17 protein-coding genes and 1 pseudogene are annotated in these 21,689 nt (G+C 38.0%); 15 read left to right on the forward strand and 3 right to left on the reverse strand.

Annotation, left to right across the window (positions count from 1 at the left end):
* The first annotated feature begins 235 nt into the window (after window positions 1–235).
* The 8 genes and pseudogenes from ACFSCX_RS15910 to ACFSCX_RS15945 all read left to right on the forward strand — a co-directional run.
* Window positions 236–2,179 carry an efflux RND transporter permease subunit gene (locus tag ACFSCX_RS15910; protein WP_377929300.1) on the forward strand — a complete coding sequence of 648 codons (1,944 nt, stop codon included), beginning with the start codon at window positions 236–238 and terminating at the stop codon, window positions 2,177–2,179.
* Window positions 2,180–2,181: 2 nt separating this feature from the next.
* A complete protein-coding gene (locus ACFSCX_RS15915) occupies window positions 2,182–3,984 on the forward strand; it encodes a YhgE/Pip domain-containing protein (protein WP_377929239.1) in 1,803 nt (600 codons plus the stop codon).
* A gap of 804 nt (window positions 3,985–4,788) precedes the next feature.
* Entirely contained in the window at window positions 4,789–5,079 is a 291-nt protein-coding gene (locus ACFSCX_RS15920; RefSeq protein ID WP_377929240.1) for a DUF6407 family protein, read from the forward strand.
* Window positions 5,080–5,160: 81 nt separating this feature from the next.
* Window positions 5,161–6,621, forward strand: a complete 1,461-nt coding sequence (locus tag ACFSCX_RS15925) for an NADP-dependent isocitrate dehydrogenase (RefSeq protein WP_377929241.1) — start codon at window positions 5,161–5,163, stop codon at window positions 6,619–6,621.
* Window positions 6,622–7,634: 1,013 nt separating this feature from the next.
* Window positions 7,635–9,140 carry a malate:quinone oxidoreductase gene (locus tag ACFSCX_RS15930; RefSeq protein WP_377929242.1) on the forward strand — a complete coding sequence of 502 codons (1,506 nt, stop codon included), beginning with the start codon at window positions 7,635–7,637 and terminating at the stop codon, window positions 9,138–9,140.
* 542 nt (window positions 9,141–9,682) lie between these two features.
* Window positions 9,683–10,408 (forward strand): YwaF family protein, encoded by a 726-nt coding sequence (locus ACFSCX_RS15935; protein WP_377929243.1) that lies wholly within the window; start codon window positions 9,683–9,685, stop codon window positions 10,406–10,408.
* 164 nt (window positions 10,409–10,572) lie between these two features.
* Window positions 10,573–11,214, forward strand: coding sequence for a hypothetical protein (locus ACFSCX_RS15940; RefSeq protein WP_377929244.1), 642 nt, complete (start codon window positions 10,573–10,575; stop codon window positions 11,212–11,214).
* A gap of 335 nt (window positions 11,215–11,549) precedes the next feature.
* A pseudogene (locus ACFSCX_RS15945) lies at window positions 11,550–11,657 on the forward strand (catalase); the annotation flags it as partial.
* Between the two features lie 820 nt (window positions 11,658–12,477).
* On the opposite strand, the gene ACFSCX_RS15950 reads toward ACFSCX_RS15945, so the two are convergent.
* From ACFSCX_RS15950 to ACFSCX_RS15960, 3 genes are all read right to left on the reverse strand, one after another.
* On the reverse strand, window positions 12,478–12,966 hold the full coding sequence (locus ACFSCX_RS15950; RefSeq protein ID WP_377929245.1) for an NUDIX hydrolase: 489 nt from the start codon (window positions 12,964–12,966) through the stop codon (window positions 12,478–12,480).
* A gap of 180 nt (window positions 12,967–13,146) precedes the next feature.
* On the reverse strand, window positions 13,147–13,635 hold the full coding sequence (locus ACFSCX_RS15955; protein WP_377929246.1) for an SRPBCC family protein: 489 nt from the start codon (window positions 13,633–13,635) through the stop codon (window positions 13,147–13,149).
* 2 nt (window positions 13,636–13,637) lie between these two features.
* Window positions 13,638–13,970, reverse strand: a complete 333-nt coding sequence (locus ACFSCX_RS15960) for an ArsR/SmtB family transcription factor (protein WP_377929247.1) — start codon at window positions 13,968–13,970, stop codon at window positions 13,638–13,640.
* Window positions 13,971–14,503: 533 nt separating this feature from the next.
* Here ACFSCX_RS15960 and ACFSCX_RS15965 point away from each other — a divergent pair.
* From ACFSCX_RS15965 to ACFSCX_RS15995, 7 genes are all read left to right on the forward strand, one after another.
* Complete coding sequence (locus ACFSCX_RS15965; RefSeq protein ID WP_377929248.1) at window positions 14,504–14,650, forward strand: hypothetical protein; 147 nt, start codon at window positions 14,504–14,506, stop codon at window positions 14,648–14,650.
* 196 nt (window positions 14,651–14,846) lie between these two features.
* The gene (locus ACFSCX_RS15970) at window positions 14,847–15,566 is read left to right on the forward strand and encodes a GntR family transcriptional regulator (RefSeq protein ID WP_377929249.1); all 720 of its coding nucleotides are present in this window, start codon (window positions 14,847–14,849) and stop codon (window positions 15,564–15,566) included.
* 63 nt (window positions 15,567–15,629) lie between these two features.
* Entirely contained in the window at window positions 15,630–16,802 is a 1,173-nt protein-coding gene (locus ACFSCX_RS15975; RefSeq protein WP_377929250.1) for an iron-containing alcohol dehydrogenase family protein, read from the forward strand.
* 119 nt (window positions 16,803–16,921) lie between these two features.
* Entirely contained in the window at window positions 16,922–18,667 is a 1,746-nt protein-coding gene (locus ACFSCX_RS15980; protein WP_377929251.1) for a thiamine pyrophosphate-binding protein, read from the forward strand.
* Window positions 18,667–19,593, forward strand: a complete 927-nt coding sequence (locus tag ACFSCX_RS15985; RefSeq protein WP_377929252.1) for a bile acid:sodium symporter family protein — start codon at window positions 18,667–18,669, stop codon at window positions 19,591–19,593. Before ACFSCX_RS15980 ends, ACFSCX_RS15985 begins: the two co-directional genes overlap by 1 nt.
* Window positions 19,590–20,546, forward strand: a complete 957-nt coding sequence (locus tag ACFSCX_RS15990; protein ID WP_377929253.1) for an SDR family oxidoreductase — start codon at window positions 19,590–19,592, stop codon at window positions 20,544–20,546. Before ACFSCX_RS15985 ends, ACFSCX_RS15990 begins: the two co-directional genes overlap by 4 nt.
* Window positions 20,547–20,602: 56 nt before the next feature.
* The gene (locus ACFSCX_RS15995; RefSeq protein ID WP_377929254.1) at window positions 20,603–21,421 is read left to right on the forward strand and encodes an SDR family oxidoreductase; all 819 of its coding nucleotides are present in this window, start codon (window positions 20,603–20,605) and stop codon (window positions 21,419–21,421) included.
* The last annotated feature ends 268 nt before the right edge of the window (window positions 21,422–21,689 follow it).

Genomic DNA, 21,689 nt, shown 5'->3' on the forward strand with positions numbered 1-21,689 from the left:
ACAAACTTTCATGATGTGTTGTGTATTAAACGTAATGTGCACAACTGTTTGTTGAATACCCAACACTGTGTTTATTATAATGATAAGGTGAAAAAGTGAAAGACACAAGAGAGGATGAAAAACGATAAATATTGCATCACGTATCATAAAGCATAAGAAAGCCGTTTTAATTGTATTTGTGCTTGCGACCATACTCTCAATAGCGGCGCAGTTTTTTGTGTCGGTCAATTACAATATGGTCGATTATTTACCAGACGATGCCCAGTCGACACAGGCGATGGATATTATGGAAGAGGAGTTTACAGGTGCTGTTCCGAACACGAGAGTCATGGTTACAGACGTATCCCTGCCAGAAGCCCTTGAATATAAAGAAAAGTTATCAGCCATTGACGGAGTCTCAGAAGTGATATGGCTCGATGATGTGATGGATGTAAAGACTCCCTTAGAAATAGCAGACGAAGAGACGGTAGAAACCTATTATAAAGAAGGGAATGCACTGTTTTCAATTAGCGTCCGTACAGGGGATGAGGTCGAAATCACCGATGCCATTTATGAACTGATTGGGGAAGCGGGTGCGATTGCGGGTGAGGCAATCAATACAGCAAGCTCTCAAAAAATGGCGGGTACCGAATCGTTATATGCGGGATTGTTACTAGTTCCGATTATTATATTTATTTTGGTGATCTCTACTACTTCGTGGATAGAACCATTGTTTTTCCTTACGGCTATCGGTGTTTCGGTACTGATAAACTTAGGGACTAATATTTTTATTGGAGAAGTTTCCTTTGTTACTCAGTCGGTTGCTCCGATTTTACAGTTAGCAGTTTCCTTGGATTATGCAGTGTTTCTCCTTCATAGTTTTTCCGATTACCGGAAGACGACCCATAATCCTGAAGAAGCGATGCAGCTTGCGATGAAAAAATCATTCCCAGCCATCACAGCAAGTGCAGCCACGACGTTTTTTGGATTTATCGCTCTTACTTTCATGAAATTTGAAATTGGTTCGGATCTTGGATTGAACTTGGTGAAGGGAATTGTCCTGAGTTTTATTAGTGTCATGGTATTCCTGCCAGCTTTAACTCTTTATTTTTATAAATGGATGGATAAGACGCAGCATAAAAGCTTTGTTCCGAGTTTCAAAGGTATCGGTAATAAGGTGATAAAATTTAAGATTCCTAGTTTACTCCTTGTTTTTGCCACCCTCGTTCCTGCCTTTTTGGCGCAAAGCAACACGGCCTTTACGTATGGACTTGGTGAACAGCCAGAGCATACGCGTGCAGGAAGTGATTATAAAAAGGTAGATGAAGCGTTTGGTGAAACGACACCGATTGTTTTGTTAGTCCCTAGAGGAGATGTGCCAAAAGAGGAAGGGCTCGTTTCTGAATTAGAAGAGCTAGACTACGTAACAAGCGTGATTGCCTATGTGAACAAGGTTGGTTCAGTAATCCCGCCCGAATACTTAGATAAATCGATTACAAATGAATTTTACTCTGAGAATTACAGTCGAATTGTGATCAATACGAATCAAGGGACAGAAGGAGATATTCCCTTTTCAATTGTAGAGAGGGTAGAACAAATAGCCGAGAACTATTATGGAGATCAGGCGTTTAGCCTAGGTGAAAGTGTCACACTGTATGATATTAAAAATACAGTTACAAAAGATAATCTCGTCGTGAACGTGTTGACCGTTGTTACCATTGCGATTGTACTGCTCATTAGCTTTAAATCCATATCGATTCCAGTTGTCCTACTTATCACGATTCAATCAGCTGTTTGGATTAATTTATCGATTCCATACTTTACAAATACCTCGCTCGTGTTTGTAGGGTATTTGATTATCAGTACGGTACAGCTTGCCGCAACGGTGGATTATGCCATTTTACTAACCGAGGATTATAATCATCGCCGAAAGGAAATGACAGCAAGAAAAGCCATCATCAAAACATTAGATGAAAAGACATTCTCCATTTCCATTTCTGCCGCGATTTTATCAAGTGTAGGGTTCATTTTATGGATTACCACTTCAAATCCAATCGTTGCATCCATCGGTTTATTACTAGGAAGGGGAGCACTACTTGCCTTTGTGATGGTTGTGTTGTTATTACCAGCCATGTTATTGGTGTTCGATAAACTAATTAAAAATACGACCCATAACGCAAATTTTAATGAGGAGAAGTGATGATGAGAAAAAACAAATACTTGTATGTAGCGCTTGCATTGGTGATCTTCTTGCCTTCATTTCTTAGTTACCCCGGTGTTGCAAAAACTGAAAAAATAGAAAGTAAAGTTACTTCAAAGGATGAAGTCGTGTATGCCACATTAAATGCCAGTGGAGAGTTGAATCATATTTATGTCGTGAATACACTTGAGGTGGCACGGGCAGGAGAGATCCTTGATTACGGGGAGTACAGCAGCGTCAAAAATTTAACTGATTTAACAAAACTGGTCCATGAGGAGCAAAAGGTAATAATGGAGGCTCCAGAAGGTAAGTTCTACTATCAAGGAAATATGAAAGTGGATAATGAATTACCGTGGAATATAAAAGTCTCATATTTACTGGATGGTCAAAAAGTGAAACCATCTGAATTAGCTGGAAAAACGGGTCATGTCGAAATCAACATAGAATTGGCTCAGAACCAGAATGGTAATTCCGTATTCTATGACAATTACTTATTACAGGTTTCCTTGATACTTCCGAATACGTATCAGAACATAGAAACTTCAGGTGGAATGATTGCAAATGCGGGGAAAAACAAGCAAATAACATTTACGGTCATGCCAGGACAAGAAGAAAGCCTTACCGTTCAGGCAGAAGTTGAAGATTTTGAATTTCAAGGAATTGAAATAGCTGCTGTTCCATCCTCATTACCAATCGATACATCAGAGATGGAGAATATGACAGAGGACATGTCAGCATTGTCCGATGCTATCGGAGAATTAAATAAGGGTGTTGCTGATCTGAAAAACGGTGTGACCCAATTAAACAACGGTACAGCAAGTCTTCGTGATGGATCAGGAGAATTTAAAGGTGGCATAAGCAGTATCAATCGTTCATCCCCTGAGATAGTGAAAGCATCTAGTTCCATTCGAGAGGCACTTGAAACTATCTATCAATCGCTTTCTAACGAGTCAGCTGACATGGATTTAACGAGTCTGAAGGAATTACCAGCAGGTCTAATCCAAGTAGCCAATGGGCTCACAGAAACAGCAAATGGTCTATCAGCCATGCAAAAGAACTACTCAAGTGCTTATGCTGCATTGGATGGAGCGATTAAGGAAATTCCAGCCGATCAGCTTTCAGAGGAGGAAATCGCTGGATTGTATCAAAGCGGTGCCAGTACCGAGGTACTTGATAAACTCGTTGCGTCCTATTCCGCTTCACAAAAAGTAAGACGGACTTACGATCATGTAAAGGAAGGTTTTGCTGCTGTTAAAACCTCATTAACACAGGCTAGTGAATCCATTAGATTGATGAGTGGACAGCTTACCTCAATCGCAACTAATCTGTCTGGATCTATTGAGGAGACGGATGGTAGTGGACTGAGTGAGTTGCAAAAAGGTCTGGCAGCATTATCGGCGAATTACCGTGATTTTCATTCAGGTTTAGTGGGTTATACAGAAGGGATCCATCAGGTTTCAGCTTCCTATGATCAGCTTCACTCTGGCATACTTAAACTGACGGGCGGAACAAGCGAATTAGAAGATGGAGCAAATCAGCTTCAAAGCGGAACTGAGGAATTGTACGAGGAAACGAAAGACTTGCCAAACCAAATGCAAGAGGAAATCAATCAAATGATTAAGGAGTATGATAAATCAGACTTTGAACCTGTCTCTTTCGTATCCTCTGAAAATGAAAAAATCTCTTCTGTCCAATTCGTCATCAAAACTGAGAGCATCCAAAAAGAAGAACCAGTAACGAAGAAAACAGAACCTGAGAAAGAAAAAGGCTTTTGGGAGTTGTTGATGGAGTTGTTTAAGGGATAATGTCCCAAAAAGTCGTGAAAGTTGTGTGTTCTGCGCCAAGGTGTAAGCTTTTACTTATAGGATTTTGAGCATTCACACGGGTGAGGGTTAAAAACTGGCGGCAATTAAAAGTGTCGTAGTGCTGATAAAATCGAGTTGCTGAAAAAATTGTCAGAGTTGCTGATAAACGCACCAAAGTTGACGGTAAAATCGAAAGTTGATGATAAATTCAAAAACTTGCTGATAAAATTAAATAGTTGCTGAAAAAATTCCAATAGTTGCCGATAAAATCGAACAAGTTGATGATAAATTCCCAGAGTCTATAAAAAGATCAAGATAACCGCCAAATTGACTTTGTAAAACTCGTAGGGAAGCTTATATGAGCAAAATTCCACGAGAAAATGCCCGAAACGAATAAAAAATTGCACAATTTTATAGAATACGCCGTATTTTTTGGGGTTATGGCTACGAGACGTTAGAAGAGATTGTAAATGATCCAATCGAACACATAAACTTAATTGTTGAGGTAAGTATCGAAATTATGCAAGACAATATCAGAGGGAAATAAAAGAGCAACAGGGGAATTTCATTACAATTTGGTTAGAAATAACCTATTAATTACCTCTGTGTGGCCAAAACAATAAAAAGGATTAGGGGAGTATCCAAAAATTATCCCCTGATCTTTTTAGTTTCTATGCAATAATTTTAAATGCTTATCTTTTCAGCAGTCTCCAATTATGCTCTCATTTTTATTGGGAACCTTTTAGATATTTCATTTTTGAGGATAAAATAGATATAGGAAATGACCGATAAAGGAGTATTTTAATGAACTCTAATTTCAAGGATTTTGTAAAGAAAACAACCGAAGAAATGGATTATTTTGATCATAACGATTTAGACTGTTTCAAAGAATTAGTTACAGAAGCAATTGGTTTTTATAAGCTAAAATCCTACGAAGAAACGGAAGATACCAAGGCAGGGAACATGAAATACTTATATGTGCATTCAATGGCAGAGGAGAACCTTTTATCTAAAATCATTGAATTGGCTATTACTAGTAATAAAAGCTTTGGTGTTGAAGATGTATATGAGGGAAGAATTATAAGAGAATATTAGGTAGAATAGGTAAGGGGCTTATTAATAAGAAAAAAGCAATTGAAGCTCTTAATCAAGTCTTAATACTGGAGGAGAAAATTCATGACACAACTACGTAAGATAACGATTGCTAGAGGAGACGGAATTGGACCTGAGATAATGGATGCCACTCTAAAAATCTTGGAGCATGCTGGAGCCAAGATTGATCCAGAGTTCATTGATATAGGAGAAAAAGTATATTTGGCAGGAAATTCTTCAGGAATCCCAGACGAGGCTTGGGAATCACTTAGACGGACAAAAATATTTTTTAAAGGACCTATTACAACACCTCAAGGTGGAGGGTATAAAAGTTTAAATGTTACAATTCGTAAAACGTTAGGTTTATATGCAAACGTAAGACCAAATGTATCCTATGCACCGTTTGTTGAAACGAAGCATCCGAATATGAATATTGTCATTATCCGTGAGAATGAAGAGGATTTATACGCAGGAATTGAGCACCAGCAAACACCAGAAGTTGTTCAATGTCTTAAATTAATAACCCGCCCTGGTTCGGAAAAGATTGTACGATATGCATTTGAGTATGCAAGAAAAAATAACCGAAAGAAAGTAACGTGCTTCACGAAAGATAACATCATGAAATTAACGGATGGTCTATTCCATAAAGTATTTAAAGAGGTTGCTAAAGAATATCCAGAAATAGAAACAGAACATTGGATTATTGATATTGGAATGGCCAAAATCGCAGATACTCCACAAGACTTTGATGTTGTAGTTATGCCAAATCTCTACGGGGATATTGCATCTGATGTGGCTGCTCAAGTAACGGGAAGTGTTGGACTTGCAGGCTCGGCAAACATTGGAGATCAAGTTGCGATGTTTGAAGCAATCCATGGTAGTGCGCCAGATATAGCAGGGAAGGGCATTGCCAATCCTTCAGGACTTATTCATGGTGCCATCATGATGCTCGTACATATTGGTCAACCTGAAGTAGCAGCTCGTATTCATAATGCTTGGTTAAAGACGTTAGAGGATGGTATTCATACGGGGGATATTTCAAAAGGAGGAAAATCAGTTGGAACAATGGAGTTCGCTGAGGCTGTTATTGAAAGATTAGGTCAAAACCCTTCTACATATAAACCGGTAGCATATAAACATGCAGAGCCAAATGAAAGTGCGACATTCCAACTTTCTCCAGCAGTAAAGGATCGTCCTAAACTAGATGTTGTCCGACAATTAGATGGAGTGGATGTTTTCCTCTTTAACAATGAATTGACACCTGATGAAATTGGTCAAAAGCTAGAGGCGTTAGCTGGTCCCCATTTCAAATTAGCTGTCATTACAAATCGAGGAGTAAAGGTATATCCACAAGGCTTCCCAGAAACGTTTACAACAGACCACTGGCGTTGCCGATTCGAATTTATTAATACGGAAAGTGCTACAAACAAGGAAATCATAGACCTTTTAAACAGAATCCAAGAAGCGGATTTAGACTTTATCAAAATCGAAAACCTATACAAATTTAATGGAGAAAGAGGCTATTCATTAGGTCAAGGTCAGTAAACACATCATGATTGTAGCTCGCAACTAGTTTGAAGAAAGGCAGCCCGCCCTTTCTTGAGTCGTACGATTCTTTTGAAGAAGCACTCTTTTGGGTGCTTTTTTAATGAATACGAAATTATAAGTTTATGATTATATCTTATTACGATGTGCTTAGTAATCCGGCTCCAGCGCCCAGCCAAGATGAAATGGCAACAGTCTTTGCCATTTCATCCTACTCGAGGTCAAATAACCTGTCATGAATAAAAAGGAAACCACCCTTTTTTTCGACAGAACCTTTCCTCTGCCTAAGGCTAAACGGGGTGCCGTGAGCCTTTTGGTCAAAGATAAGAAAGTATAAAATTTTGGTACTACCACAGTTGTTGAAACTGTGGTATTTTTCATGTATGTGAGGCTGTTGAGGTGTAGGTCAGATCTCTCGATTACGTAAAATATTCAATTGATATGCACGGCCAGAGTGAATATTGGTAGAAACAAGGTCAAATACGGCAGAGACTAGGTGAATAGTCCGCTCCCAGGCCAAATACCGGTCAAATCAAGCTGAATATCGGTCGAACTAGAGAAAATACCGGTGAACTGGCTTAAACATGTTCAGAAAAAGAAGTTCATCTAGTGCTTTACTCCATTTTAGAAACACTACACCCATTTCGAAGTAACGATCATAGAAAATCCTTTAAATTATGCTAAGAAAATATTAACAAATATTGGAATAATGAATGCGCTTTCACTTGTTTATATAAAGAAAAACCTTTATCCTTGCAAAAAACTAAGTTAAGAACTTGGTTTTGTGTGAAATTAGAGCGTTGTGGATGAAGTTCTCACTTTTTTACCGGCTTTAAATAGTTTATAATTATAAGATAATAGTAGATGTTTCAAACGTTAGATCATTATATTACACTATTGTTTAGATAAATGAGTCAGAAAAGGTGTGTAACTAGGTGGCGCCTTGTTTTTTGTGACACCTATCCAGAAATACCTACTCTTTTTTGCAAATATAGGAGATAAGGATGGTTATCATGAGCAACAAACAGACAAAAACAGACGTTATCTTAATTGGGGCTGGAGTTATGAGCGCGACTTTAGGAGCCCTATTGAAGGAATTAGTACCAGAATGGGAAATCAAAGTGTTTGAGAAACTCGCAAAGGCAGGAGAGGAAAGCTCTAACGAATGGAATAATGCAGGAACAGGGCATGCTGCACTGTGCGAGCTGAATTACACAAATGAAAAACCTGACGGATCTATAGATATTAGTAAAGCTATAAAAGTGAACGAACAGTTTCAGGTGTCAAAGCAGTTCTGGTCTTATCTTGTAAACAGTAAGTTAATCAGTAATCCGCAGGAATTTATCATGCCATTGCCTCATATGAGCTTAGTGCAAGGGGAAGAAAATGTATCGTTTTTAAAGAAACGCTATGAAGCGATGTCAAACAACCCTTTGTTCCGTCGAATGGAATTTTCTGATAATCCTGAAAAACTAAAAGAATGGCTTCCGCTTATAATGAAAGACCGTACATCTGATGAACCTATTGCGGCAACAAAAATTGACGCTGGAACAGATGTCAACTTCGGTGCTTTAACACGTATGTTATTTGACCACTTAAAGAGTAAAAACGTCGATATAAACTACAAGTCTAGTGTAGATGACATAAAACGTACGACGGATGGACGATGGGAATTAAAAATCCGGAATGTTGATAGTGGAAAGGTAGAACGTCATGCTGCAAAATTCGTCTTTATTGGCGGCGGCGGTGGAAGTATTCATTTACTACAAAAATCAGGAATTCCTGAAGGGAAAGGGATTGGCGGATTCCCGGTTAGTGGACTATTTATGGTATGTAACAAACCGGAGGTTGTAGAGCAGCATCATGCAAAAGTATACGGTAAAGCTAAGGTTGGTGCTCCACCAATGTCTGTTCCGCATCTTGACACACGATATATTGATAATAAAAAATCACTTTTATTTGGACCGTTTGCTGGCTTCACACCGAAGTTCTTAAAATATGGTTCAATGTTTGATTTGTTAACTTCTGTAAAACCTCATAACGTTTTAACGATGCTGGCTGCAGGTGCAAAAGAGATGGCATTGACTAAATACTTGATCGAGCAAGTGATGTTATCGAAAGAAAAGCGTATGGAAGAATTACGAGAATTTATCCCGACTGCAAAATTAGAGGATTGGGATCTAGTTGTAGCAGGCCAACGCGTTCAGGTTATTAAAGATACGCCTGAAGGCGGAAGGGGAACCCTTCAATTTGGTACAGAAGTGGTAAGTGCCGCTGATGGATCAATCGCAGCACTACTAGGTGCTTCTCCTGGTGCTTCAACTGCCGTTCATGTTATGCTTGAGGTATTGAATAAATGCTTCCCACAGCACATAAAAGAATGGGAACCAAAGCTACAAGAAATGATTCCTTCTTATGGAGTTTCACTGATGGAGAACCCTGAGCTTATAGAAGAGATTCATGATTCAACAGATCAAGCGTTAGGACTGAGTGAAAAAAAAGAATTGGTGTATAGTTAACTCTTTGGCTGTTATTTAATCATTGAACACATTGGACATTCAAGAAAGAACCTTTAATCTATTGATTGAAGGTTCTTTTTTATAAGTTGAAAAAGGATAAGTTTCTGGTGTCTAATTTATACAATGTTACGGCTCCAGCACCCAGCCAAGATGAAATGGCAACGATCTTTGCCATTGCATCCTACTCGAGGGAAAAAGAAAAATTCCTTTTTCCTTGGTTAAATAACCTGTCATGAATAAAAGGGAAAACCACCCTTTTTTTCATGACACACCATTTGCTCTTCCTTAGGCTAAACGGGGCGCACTTAACCTTTTGTTCTCCTTATGAAAATTGCCCATTCAAGAAATAAGTCGTTTGTTTCAGCCAGGAGCACTTCCAGGCGAAGGACTGCCACCGTATAAGATATTTTCACTAGCTTTTTTTTAAATTTTAAGGTGATAAAATTACTAACGGATAATTTTATGGTATGGTCTTAATCCCGATTCCAATCGAATAGACTATTCATGAACCACTTAATTCACTAAAGGATAGGGGTGGACTCATGTTTTCGGTTACGGAAATGCGTACGTTTGAGTTATTTTCTATTCAGCATATCGCTGTTCTAGTGATGTTCGTGGCGGTTTCAATTTTCCTTATTGTTTGTAGAATGAAGTTAAAGCCTCACCAGTCTATCATCAAGTGGACCTTATTTACTCTATTGGTATTAAGTGAGATATCCGCACAATTATGGGTAATAGCGACCGATCAATGGGAGATTGGGAGCCTGCCACTTCATCTCTGCTCAATAAGTACTTTTATTTCGATTTATTTATTCTTAAAGCCTAGTAAAAAAGCATTTTATTTATTGTTTTTTACTGGGACATTTCCTCCGATCTTAAGCATGGTGACACCCGAATTATTCTATCAATTTCCCCATTATCGTTTTCTGAAATATTTCCTACATCACTCAGCGATAACTTGGTCTGTCTTATATTTCATCGTATTTGAGGGATACCGTGTACCAAGGAAAGCTATCTGGACGGGGCTATTCCTACTCAACATTATCGCCATTCCTATCTTCATCCTAAATATCTTACTAGACACAAACTTTTTCTACTTAGCTACACCTACCGAATCTACAACGATATTATCCTTTTTCGGAACAGGTATTATGTATTATGTTAATCTGGAAATTGCAGCACTTATTGTATTTTTTATCACATATCTCCCGATGGGGATGTTGTTAAAGCGAGAGAGACGGAATGAGAGGACAGTAATTATCAAATAAAACATATATTTTTCATTCAGAGCGAACATAAATGTGTTCGTTTTTTTTATGAGTTTCAAGTTGAGTATAGGAAAGATGAAATTGTGGAACAAAATAGATGAAGAAGTAAACGTTTTTCGTATACTACCGTCATGTTATAAGAGATGAAAAGGAGGCACATATTCATGAGGAACTATTGCATCTTCTTACTGATTGTATTGCTCATTTTAGCGGGATGTGGAACAAATGATGCAGATAATGAATTAGGTACAGAAAACGAGCAAAATGATCAAGTAATTGAAGAAAACGACACACCTGAAGGGGGAGAGGAGCAAGCCGATGAACAAGCAGGTGATGGATCCCCATTACCGGATTTAGAAGAATCCAAAACGGTAAATATGGAAATTGAAGGGGAAACACAGGAAATAGTTGTTAACCTTCATCACCATGAACAGTTGGGATTATCTACATATGTACCAGAGGACATGGTAGTTGAATCAGATGATCAAACCTTTAATGTATACACTAATTTTCAAGGGAGTGTAAATAAAGATGCGAGATTCTTTATCAAGAATCAAACAGAAGAAAAGATCTCAACGTATCTTGAAGGAGAAGGATTTACATTAACTGAAGCTGGAGAAAAAGCTTATGATTTTTCCGATAAGGAATTTCTCCTTGAAAAAGAAGGATTTATAGGACGAGTTGCAACTTTGTCAGAGCATGATGAGACGTATAGTATTGGCTATTACTATCCGAGTGAATTTGCTGACGGCTTTACTCCACGCTCGCATATCATTGTGAATGAACTCGTATGGCATGGTCATTAACTTGAATATGTGTATGGAAGTACCTTTATTTGATCTTAAACAAACGTTTGTTTAAATTAATCGAAGGAGCAAAAAGTCTGGTTCCTTGTCATGGAGATAAAAAATCTTTGACAAGGAACCTCTTTTTTCTCCTCCTTGGAATATAGGTTGTTGGCATTCCTTTCGGTCGTGTTTCATAAACATTTATCGAAAGGAGGGGGTATGTTGAAAGACGACCGAAAGGTGAATGAAAACAGCAAAATAAGCAGCTGGATCTGTTTCGTGTCATGATAAAGGTAAAAAATTGACAACGAACCAAGGACTTAAAATGACAGATGATGAATAGGTTCACGTGTGGGTCTGCTGAGTCGGATCGAGATGTGCGCGGGTTTGCAACCAAAATCTACACGGAAGAGGGAAACTATGATCTAGTAGGTAACAATATTCCAGTGTTTTTATTCAAGATGCGTTCACCATGATTTAAGTAATAAGGATTCCGTCATTGAATAAAGTAAGTATATTCTTATGTTTCTGTTATAAAAATTTATAGAACCTACGTTCCTGTTTCTATGTGTGAATTCGACCAAAAAGTGGTATAATAAAAAGGATAGTAGACGGGTAAATGCGGTCAACTCTTTCTGTGGAGAAAGGGGGGCTGCGAATGGATCATGTTCAGATATTTATAAGTACAGGGTTACTTTTTATTGCTTTGTTCAATGTAATCATTGTACTAATAGATAAGATGAACAAAAAATAATCCACCCGTTTAAGCTGTCGCGGCTTAGGTGGATTATCTTCATCTTTACGCCCACAGTGACCGTAGGTACTGCGGTTGTACTATCAAAAGGGCTGAGAGTGCTACCAACACTCTTTAGTCCTCTTTTTAAATTATGTGATAACTACTAAAATTATAACATAAATAGGTAAATTTACACAAAAAAGTTTGAAATAATAGACCCTATAAGGTGTTTTTCAATATCCTCTGCTTCTTTTTGATTTGTACTGTGAGCTAAAAGGATATAACTACTCTTCTTTTGCTTTGGTGAACCTTATACGACGAATGGATGCATATCTAGAAAAGATACACTGATTAGCTGATGGTGGGCCTTTTTTTATAAGATGACCGTTTAAGAAGACTATATGAGAGCATGATCCATAAAGGAATCATGCTCAGTAGGGACAGAGATGGGATATAGAAAGGCAATAGAAAACAGAAATCAAGATATTAATGTAGATACAAATATCGAAAGCACAGCTGGCTAAGGATATCACCTTATAAACACTCTACTTCGATATATATGTTTGGTGTTTTATTTTGAACTGGGGGTTCGTTACATACTCCTTGTAATTTACATTTCCATTAAAATCTAAATAAGCCTGATAGCGAGTACGAATAGCTGGATGTTCAATGAAATCCAGTACTTTGTCTTTTGCCACCCAGCGACTATCGGTTGTTTCCTCAGAAACAGCCAACTCTCCACCAACAGGTTTACATACGAAATCAAATCCAACCTGCGTAGGAACATCAGTCACACCATCATACCATTTAAAAACTCCTGTATTCGAATAGACACCTACTAGGTAGCTTACTGTGGTGTCTATTCCGCTTTCCTCTTTGATTTCACGAACCAAAGCATCCATCAGATTTTCTCCAACTTCCACTTGTCCACCTGGATAAACCCAACCACCATCACGAGTTTTTACCAACAGAATATTTCCTTTCTCATCTTCTACGAAGCCACCTGCGGCTACAATATGCGTTGGAAATGACATCTTTTTGACCTCCTTATACAGCAAATTTGTATTTTTATTAAATCCACTTTTTTCTACAATCATAAGCCATATTCCTTGTTGAACTATACTGCACCAATAGTTTAATAAGAAAGGGAGATGCTGCAGCAACTCCTCTCGTTCTTAAATAAAAGCTCCTATTTGTTAAAGTAAGACATTTGTTTAAGTATAAAATTTTTTAACAGAAACAACGTATTTGGAATGCCATTTCTCCCAATTCTCTTTAGGAAATTCTGCGTGATAATACCCATTTAATAAATCAATCAATACATCAAGGCAAACATGCCATCCAGCCAAATCTTTCGAGGTATGGTCATTTATTGTATTGATAAACTCTTTTAAAACTAATAAACAGCCTTCAGGTTTAGCATGTAACTCAAAACGTACCCAACCATCACCCCATTCGTATTCAAGAACTTCATTTTCTTTAAAATCCCTTATTTTAATGTCAAAGGATTTTCCTGTTCCATCATTCATATTAAATTTAATAGTACCACCATTCCTAAGGTCTACTACTTGAAGATTAGGCATCCATTTACCTAACTTTTCATTTTGAGTGATAGCAGCCCATACCTTTTCTACTGAATGTTTTAGTGGACGATCATAACGAGCAATGTGACCACCTTCAACTTTTTCTATTACAGCTAACATTTTTACTCCTCCTCATCTAATAATTGTTCTAGTGCATCCAATTTTTTTGACCAATACTTTCGATATGGCTCAATCCAGTTATCAATTTCTTTTAAAGGAAGTCCTTGTAAATGGTAAATATGTTTTTGAGATTCTTTAATACTTTTAACTAAACCTGCTTCCCTCAGGACTTTTAGGTGTTTCGAAACACCAGGTTGGCTTAATTTTGAAAATTCAACAATTTCATTAACAGTTCTTGGACTAATTCTTAGAAAGTCAATAATTTTCCTACGATTTGGTTCCGCTATTACTTCAAACAAATTCATCTTTTCTTTTTTAGTTTGAGCAACATTCACATTTCAGCAACCTTTCAAATGTATATTTCCATGCAGTTATATTACCCGAAAGTTATATAAGGGGCAAGTTAAACTTCTGCTCTTCAATAAACCGATCCATTAGTGCATCAAACATAACACTATAAATGTGTATATATATTAGCTTTTATACATTTTTTCTTGAGTAGCAATTTTTATTAATCGCTAGAACAGCCATCTATTAATCTCTATGAAACAGCAAAACAAGAGGCTATCCTAAGAAAATGTACGTTTCTAAATGGAGAAGTGTTCCAGTTTATCAAGCATAAACTGTATCATCCTTTTAAGCGGTCCCAGCTGTTTTCCTAAAAGGTAATAACAATACAGGATGGGAAATTGTTAACCAAAATTTGCAATAAATAACAGAGATTCATTAACAATTGAAGATAGTAGGTTAACGTTTGAAGATATTTTCCATTTTTTAGGGTTAGTTAAAGGTTATGATACTCCTTTTGAAGAATTATATATTATCAAATGCTATATTTGAAAAACTGCAATGAGCAGGGGGAGATAGAATGGAAGCCTTTATGAGCATTGTTTTGGTGGTTGGGTTTATCGCTTTAGTGGTTACTTGCTTTTCAATCGAAAAGAAGTTTGATAAAACATTTGAACAAAATTCAGAAATCATTAACTTATTGAAACAGATAAAAGATAACAAATAAATACAGCTTCAAAATGAAAGGTACGTCTCGTCGGTCATTCTCTATTTTATTATTGGAATTTTCTAAAAAATATATTGTACTTCCAATTACTAGTTATTATAATAAACGTAAGTGTTTGTACATATTTTTGTATTAGTATATTCTAACTGGTACGTACGTCATGATGAGTGTGTGGATTAAAAAGGAGGAACGTTCATTGATTGATACAAATAATCCGATTCCTTTACATTTGCAGATTAAGAATGTCATAGCAAATGATATTAAAAAAGGAGTATATAAGGAAAAAATACCGAGTGAAAGAGATTTGATGGACCGATTTTCAGTCAGTCGGACGACAGTTCGTGAAGCGGTATCACACCTTGTCCAGGATGGAGTTTTAGAAAAAATTCATGGTAAGGGCACCTTTATTTCACAGACTCCTCCTGTACATGAATGGCTAGATTCTTTAAATAGCTTAACAGAAACAGTGAAGAGAATGGGGATGGTACCTGGGTCAAAACTATTAAACAACGGTATTATCCAAGAGAGTACTTATATCTCGGAGCTACTAAATGTAGATACGGTTTATACGATAGAACGACTTCGAACTGCTAATTCTACCCCAATCGCAATTGAACGTCATTTTTATTCAGAAGAGATTGGCTTGAAATTAGCAAAGTATGATTTGGATACAACGACCATCTATGATTTACTAGAAAATCATTTAGGGTTGGAACTGGTTGAAGCAGAGCAATTTATCTCATGCAAAGAAATTTCTTCAGAAGATGCGATCCATCTGGGAGTGCCAAAAGGTTCAAGTGTTCTAAGTGTGGAGCGGCGAATTACAGATGCTACAGGCGAGCCGATTGAGTATTATATAAGCTACTTTCGTCCAGATATGTATGTCTTTCGTATTAAAACGAAACGAAAAAAATAACTCATTTCGTCATGTAGAGACGCATCTTTGTCATCCGCAAACGAATTTGGGAGGAATCGAGAAGTGAGAAGTGAATTGTATTTACCTAATTCTCTTTTACTAGGTAGTGGAAGCATACAAGAAGTCGGTGAAAAAGCCACTTCTCTTCAAGCGACACATGTATTAATTGTCATTGGCTCTTTATTAACAGATGGTCCGTTCCGAACACAGCTTGATAATAGTATGAGGAAACGTGGATTAAAGGCTACATACTTCACGCACATAAACGAAGAGCCAACGAGTATGCATTTGAAAATGGCTCTAGCTCAAATAAACGAATGTAAAGCAGATTGCATTGTAGCGATTGGTGGCGGAAGTGTCATTGATCTGGCTAAAGCCATATCTGTTTTCGCTATGAATAAAGATTGTAGCTTAGATGACATATCTAACATGAAATCAATCAATAGACTTCCACTCATTGTCGTTCCAACAACAGCAGGAACAGGGTCGGAAGCAACGAAAGTAATGGTGATCACAGATGTTGTAAGTGGTGAGAAAAAGAATCCTGGGCATATAGGACTTATCCCAGATGTTGCGATTCTTGATCCACAGTTAACGGTCAGCTTGCCACCGCCTATTACAGCTTATACAGGTATGGATGCATTAGCACACGCCATTGAAGCGTATGTGTCAACTCGGGCTACCACGCTGAGTGATCATTATGCACTAGAAGCTATTCGGACCATTGTCGAAGCATTACCGAAAGCGTATGAAAATGGAAATGATATAGAGGCAAGGGAGAAAATGCTACTTGCAAGCTCCTACGCAGGTATTGCTTTTTCGAACTCATCTACGAATCTAGCTCATGCAATGGCAAGACCGCTTGGAGCAAGATACCACATTCCACATGGCTTATGTGTTGCGTTATTATTACCATTTGTCATCGAGTATGGATTGGAGGGATCCAAGGATCGATATGCCAAAATAGCCGAAGTAATGGGCTGTATTGGAGGAGCGAACAAAGCAGCAATGGCAAGGGAGCTTGTAAGAGTAGTAAAAGATTTCAATACTTCCTTTCATATTTGGGAGGATGGACTCTCGTATTTTGATACTGTCACTCATTTTGAAGATGTACTACCGATTTTAGTAAATGATGCTTTATCTGGAAATGGAATCACAACAAACCACTTGATTCCCACTGAAAAAGATGTAGAAAGAGTGTACAAAGAATTATGGGGTAAATTAACCAGTCTGTAGTTCTCGAGAAATGAATGCCTTACTTCTTTAGAGATAATACACACTCAAAAAATGCATTCCTAACTTCAAAATGAAAAAAATGTGCAAAACTAAACCGTTTAGGTGCTGGAGGGAAATAGATGGAATTGTCTGGTGGAGAAGTAGTCGCTAAAATGTTAAGTGTTGAAAATGTTGAGAAAGTATTCGGTATTATTGACGGAACCTACTTTGGGTTTTATTCGAATCTAAAAAACTACGGTATTGAATTGGTCACTCCACGAAATGAGGCTAGTGCTGCTCACATGGCGGGGGCATATGCGCGGGTAACGGGAAAACTTGGCGTTTGTATGGCAAGCAATGGTCCAGGAGTAGCCAATATTTTACCTGGTTTAGTTGTGGAGGAAGGCGAAGGAAATAGAGTACTAGTTATTACTAGTTCAAGAAGAACGGGCATTATGTATCCAGACCGTGGTGGTACGTATCAATGCTTTGACCAGGTTGGCGTTATCTCGAAAATCGCAAAATGGAGTCAAGCAGTACCTTCCTTTGATCGAATTCCAGAAATGCTACGAACAGCTTTACGAAAATGTTATGAAGGCAGACCTGGTGTCGTCCACATTGATATACCAGAAAACATCATCAATACAAAGGTGAAGTGTGACATCTCTTTTTGGGAACCACACCAATATCGCCTGACAGAAATGCCCGGTGCTTCTGATCAGCAATTGGCTCGTACAGTAGATTTGCTCATCAATGCAGAGTTTCCTCTTATTCATGCTGGTAGTGGAGTGGTTCATGCCCATGCATATGAAGAATTAGAGATGGTTGCTGAACTAATGCAATCGCTGGTCACCACGAGCTGGGCTGCAAGAGGGGTCATCCGTGAGAGTAATCCTTTGACGATTCCTATGATTCATATTCAAACCAATAATAAGGCAAGAAATGAAGCAGATGTTGTGCTTGTTCTCGGTTCAAGACTTGGTGAAACAGATTGGTGGGGGAAAGCCCCTTATTGGAATGCAAGTCAAAAAATGATCCAGGTTGACCTTGATCCAGGTATATTAGGAGCAAATAAGCCTGTAGATGTTGCGATTCAAGCAGATGTAAAAACCTTTCTAACACAGCTGTATACTAAGTTACTTGAGAGAAAAGACGAGATTTCCGTGCAAAATCGAAAAACGAAAATGGAGCGGATCCTTGCTGATAAAAAGAAAAATCGGACGAAGCTAGATCAGCAATTAGAGGAATATACAGTTCCAATGAACCCAGCCCATGTCCCTTCCATTTGTCAGGAGGTATTCCCAGAAGATACGATTAAAGTCTTAGATGGTGGAAATTCCGTTATTTGGGCTAATTTTTTCTCTGCTATTGAAAAGCCAGGTTCTGTTATCTCCACCTATAAGTTCGGTATGTTAGGGGCAGGGGTAGGTCAGGCGCTAGGAGCAGCGGCGGCAAATCCATATCGTCCAGTATGCTGCATTATCGGAGACGGAGCGATGGGTTTTCAAATGCAGGAAATTGAAACAGCTGTACGAAACAATCTACAAATTATTTATATTGTCATGTGTGATCGACAATGGGGAATGGTGAAAATGAACCAACAATTCTCCTTAAAGCCGATTAAAACGGTGCTGAAGAAATCATTAAGTTCTGAAGAGACAATCAATGCGGATCTAGGGGAAATCCAATTTGATAAATTAGCAGAGAGTATGGGCGCACATGGAGAATACGTGAATGACGCCAAAGATCTGAAGCCTGCATTAGAACGAGCTTTAGAAACGGGTAAATGTGCAGTGATCCATGTAGATGTTGATCCAGTCAAACATATGTGGGCTCCAGGATTAAAATACTTCAAAGATATGCATCAAGAGCCAAAGGGTAAATAATGACGATCGATCAAGTACAACTCAACTTTAATCCGACTACCCTGACTATCATGAATATTGCAATTGCCATTATTATGTTAGGTGTAGCACTAGATTTACGGATTACTGATTTCAAACGAACGTTTTCATCCCCTAAACCCATATTAATTGGTCTTACTGGTCAATTTCTTTTGTTACCTGCGTTTACGTATTTATTAGTAATGGCCATAAAGCCTGGGCCAAGTATTGCGTTAGGGTTATTTCTTATCGCAGCTTGTCCGGGTGGGAATTTATCCAATTTTTTAACCTATCTTTCAAAAGGGAATACGCCGTTATCCATCACGATGTCAGCAGTTTCGACGGTTATCGCGATTGTGATGACACCAATTAATGTCATGTTTTGGGGGTCACTATATCCAGGTACAAATGCGCTGTTACGATCATTTACCATCAGTCCAGTGGATATGCTTATTTCCATTTTCATGATGCTTGGTTTACCACTGATTATTGGGATGCTTATTAATTATAAATATCCTTTGTTTGCCAAAAAACTAAATAAAGGGATGAAGTATTTCTCGATCATCTTTTTTATCGTGTTTCTACTAGCGGCACTTGCAGCGAACTTTACTTACTTTATCCAATTTGTTGGCATGGTTGTGTTCGTTGTATTCCTGCAAAATCTTGTGGCGATTCTATCAGGCTATTTTATGGCACGGACGATGAAGCTACCTGAAGTAGACCGTCGTGCCATTGCGATCGAGATTGGTATTCAAAACTCAGGGCTTGGGTTAATTCTCATCTTTAACTTTTTCGATGGATTAGGCGGAATGGCAATCGTAGCAGCGTGGTGGGGAGTGTGGCATTTAGTATCAGGCTTAACTCTTGCTACTTTCTGGTCTCGCAAAAAGCCCAAAACACAGCCTATTGATGAGGGGTTACACGTATGAATGTATTAATTACCGGAGCATCGGGATATCTTGGCACCCATCTTTTAAAAAGATTGGTAGAGTTGAATCAGAATGAAGGATCTACATGGAATATTGTCGCGGCAGATATTCGGGAACCACGTATAAAGGACTCTAGTATTCAATTTGTTAACTTAGATGTACGTTCACCGCAAATAAACGAATTGATGAAACAATATCATATTGAAACGGTGGTTCACTTAGCGTCCATTGTGACACCAGGGAAGAAGAGTAATCGAGAATTTGAATATTCCGTAGACGTCATCGGAACAGAAAATGTAGTAAAGGCTTGTGTGGAGAATCATGTAAAACGAATCGTTCTAACATCAAGTGGAGCCGCGTATGGATATCACCCTGATAATGCGGAATGGATTAAAGAAGATCATCCAATTAGAGGAAACGAAGAGTTCTCGTATTCATATCATAAGCGCCTGGTGGAAGAGCTATTGTCTAAATTTCGAACCAATCATCCAGAGCTGGAACAAGTCATTTTTCGGGTGGGGACGATTCTTGGTGACACCACTAACAATCAAATTACTTCTTTGTTTGAGAAGAAAATGTTAATTGGTATATCAGGCTCTCAAAGTCCTTTTGTATTTATTTGGGATCAGGATGTTGTGGAATGTTTGATAAGAGGGATTACAGGAACAAAAACGGGGATATTCAATGTTGCGGGGGATGGTGTGGTCACGATTGATGAAGCTTCTAGCATTCTTGGAAAACGGGTATTGTGGCTCCCTGCTTGGTTCTTAAAAGCTATACTTTTTATTTTGAAAAGACTATCATTAACCCAGTATGGCGAAGAGCAGGTCAATTTCCTGCGATATCGTCCTGTTCTTGATAATCATAAATTGAAGGAAAGCTTCGGATACACACCACAGCAAACCTCAAAAGAAGTATTTCTATATTTCTTAGCAAATAGGAACTTGAATTAAACGTTATCAAAAAAGGTCAGTGTATACTGGCCTTTTTTAAAAAGGGTGGGTTTATTTTGAAAAGGGATGCATTAAATGGAAAAAACGTATTAATTACAGGAGCTGCAGGTGGACTTGGAACAGAGCTTTGTGTAGCATTCGGGACTAGAGGAGCAACGATTATTGCATTAGATCTAGACCTTGATAGACTCCAAGCTTTACAATTTCTTTTACAAGAAAAGGACATACAGTGTGGAATCTTTGTATTAGATATAACCAATAAAGAACAATGTAAAAAGACGATAGATGAGATTGAAAAAATTCACGATTCCATTGATGTTGTCGTGCATAATGCGGGAGTCTCTCATAGAAGTCCGTTCATTGATACGAAGCTTGATGTTCTTGAAAACGTACTAGCCGTAAATGTAAATGGACCAGTGAATGTAACCCACTATACGCTCCAGCAAATTATCAAAAATAAAGGAACATACGTTGCGATTTCAAGCGTTGCAGGTTTTGCACCCCTTTTTGGAAGAACAGGATATGCAGCAAGTAAGCATGCCTTGCATGGTTTTTTTGAAACATTGCGTTCAGAAGTCGAAGATTTAGGGGTAAAGGTTTTGCTTGTGTATCCATCCTTTATCCAAACAGGTTTAGTCCAAAATGCTTTAGGCGGAGACGGGAAAAAGGTATCCCAATCACTACAAACAATCGGGAATGTATTAACCCCTGCTTATGTATCAGAGTGTATTGTAAAAGGAGTATTAAAGCAGAAGAAAAGGCTTTATATTAGTCCCGTTTCTAAAGTATCTCTATGGATGAGTAGAATTGCTCCTAGTTGCTATATTAGGTTAATGAAGAAAAAGGTGAGGGCGGAGTTTGGGCAGAACCAGTAATGAGTTGAATGTAGTGCCTACCTTAAAATTAGGGTTAGGCACTTTTTTTCCTAGTTCCTGTAGTTTTTACTTTTGAGTGTAGCTAGTTTATATAAAGGTAGATCTAGAAAAACAAAAAAAGAATGAATTTGTAAGGATCGTAGAAAAAAATTGATTTGAAAAGGAAAACGGCACTCATGCATCAAATAATAATGTAAGAGAATTTCCAAAGAAATGGAATTGGAAGGATACTGATTTTATTGTTAGTAGAGTTTCCATTTTCATTAAT

Source organism: Bacillus salitolerans (genome assembly GCF_042680805.1).
GTDB classification, from domain to species: domain Bacteria; phylum Bacillota; class Bacilli; order Bacillales; family SA4; genus Bacillus_CJ; species Bacillus_CJ salitolerans.

What these genes read in the sequence shown, in the direction of transcription:
- ACFSCX_RS15955 (WP_377929246.1), bottom strand. Translation starts at nt 13,635, where the DNA reads ATGTTAGCTGTAATAGAAAAAGTTGAAGGTGGTCACATTGCTCGTTAT.
- ACFSCX_RS15930 (WP_377929242.1), top strand. Translation starts at nt 7,635, where the DNA reads ATGAGCAACAAACAGACAAAAACAGACGTTATCTTAATTGGGGCTGGA.
- ACFSCX_RS15965 (WP_377929248.1), top strand. Translation starts at nt 14,504, where the DNA reads ATGGAAGCCTTTATGAGCATTGTTTTGGTGGTTGGGTTTATCGCTTTA.
- ACFSCX_RS15980 (WP_377929251.1), top strand. Translation starts at nt 16,922, where the DNA reads ATGGAATTGTCTGGTGGAGAAGTAGTCGCTAAAATGTTAAGTGTTGAA.
- ACFSCX_RS15950 (WP_377929245.1), bottom strand. Translation starts at nt 12,966, where the DNA reads ATGTCATTTCCAACGCATATTGTAGCCGCAGGTGGCTTCGTAGAAGAT.
- ACFSCX_RS15985 (WP_377929252.1), top strand. Translation starts at nt 18,667, where the DNA reads ATGACGATCGATCAAGTACAACTCAACTTTAATCCGACTACCCTGACT.
- ACFSCX_RS15990 (WP_377929253.1), top strand. Translation starts at nt 19,590, where the DNA reads ATGAATGTATTAATTACCGGAGCATCGGGATATCTTGGCACCCATCTT.
- ACFSCX_RS15935 (WP_377929243.1), top strand. Translation starts at nt 9,683, where the DNA reads ATGTTTTCGGTTACGGAAATGCGTACGTTTGAGTTATTTTCTATTCAG.
- ACFSCX_RS15925 (WP_377929241.1), top strand. Translation starts at nt 5,161, where the DNA reads ATGACACAACTACGTAAGATAACGATTGCTAGAGGAGACGGAATTGGA.
- ACFSCX_RS15920 (WP_377929240.1), top strand. Translation starts at nt 4,789, where the DNA reads ATGAACTCTAATTTCAAGGATTTTGTAAAGAAAACAACCGAAGAAATG.
- ACFSCX_RS15910 (WP_377929300.1), top strand. Translation starts at nt 236, where the DNA reads ATGGTCGATTATTTACCAGACGATGCCCAGTCGACACAGGCGATGGAT.
- ACFSCX_RS15915 (WP_377929239.1), top strand. Translation starts at nt 2,182, where the DNA reads ATGAGAAAAAACAAATACTTGTATGTAGCGCTTGCATTGGTGATCTTC.
- ACFSCX_RS15940 (WP_377929244.1), top strand. Translation starts at nt 10,573, where the DNA reads ATGAGGAACTATTGCATCTTCTTACTGATTGTATTGCTCATTTTAGCG.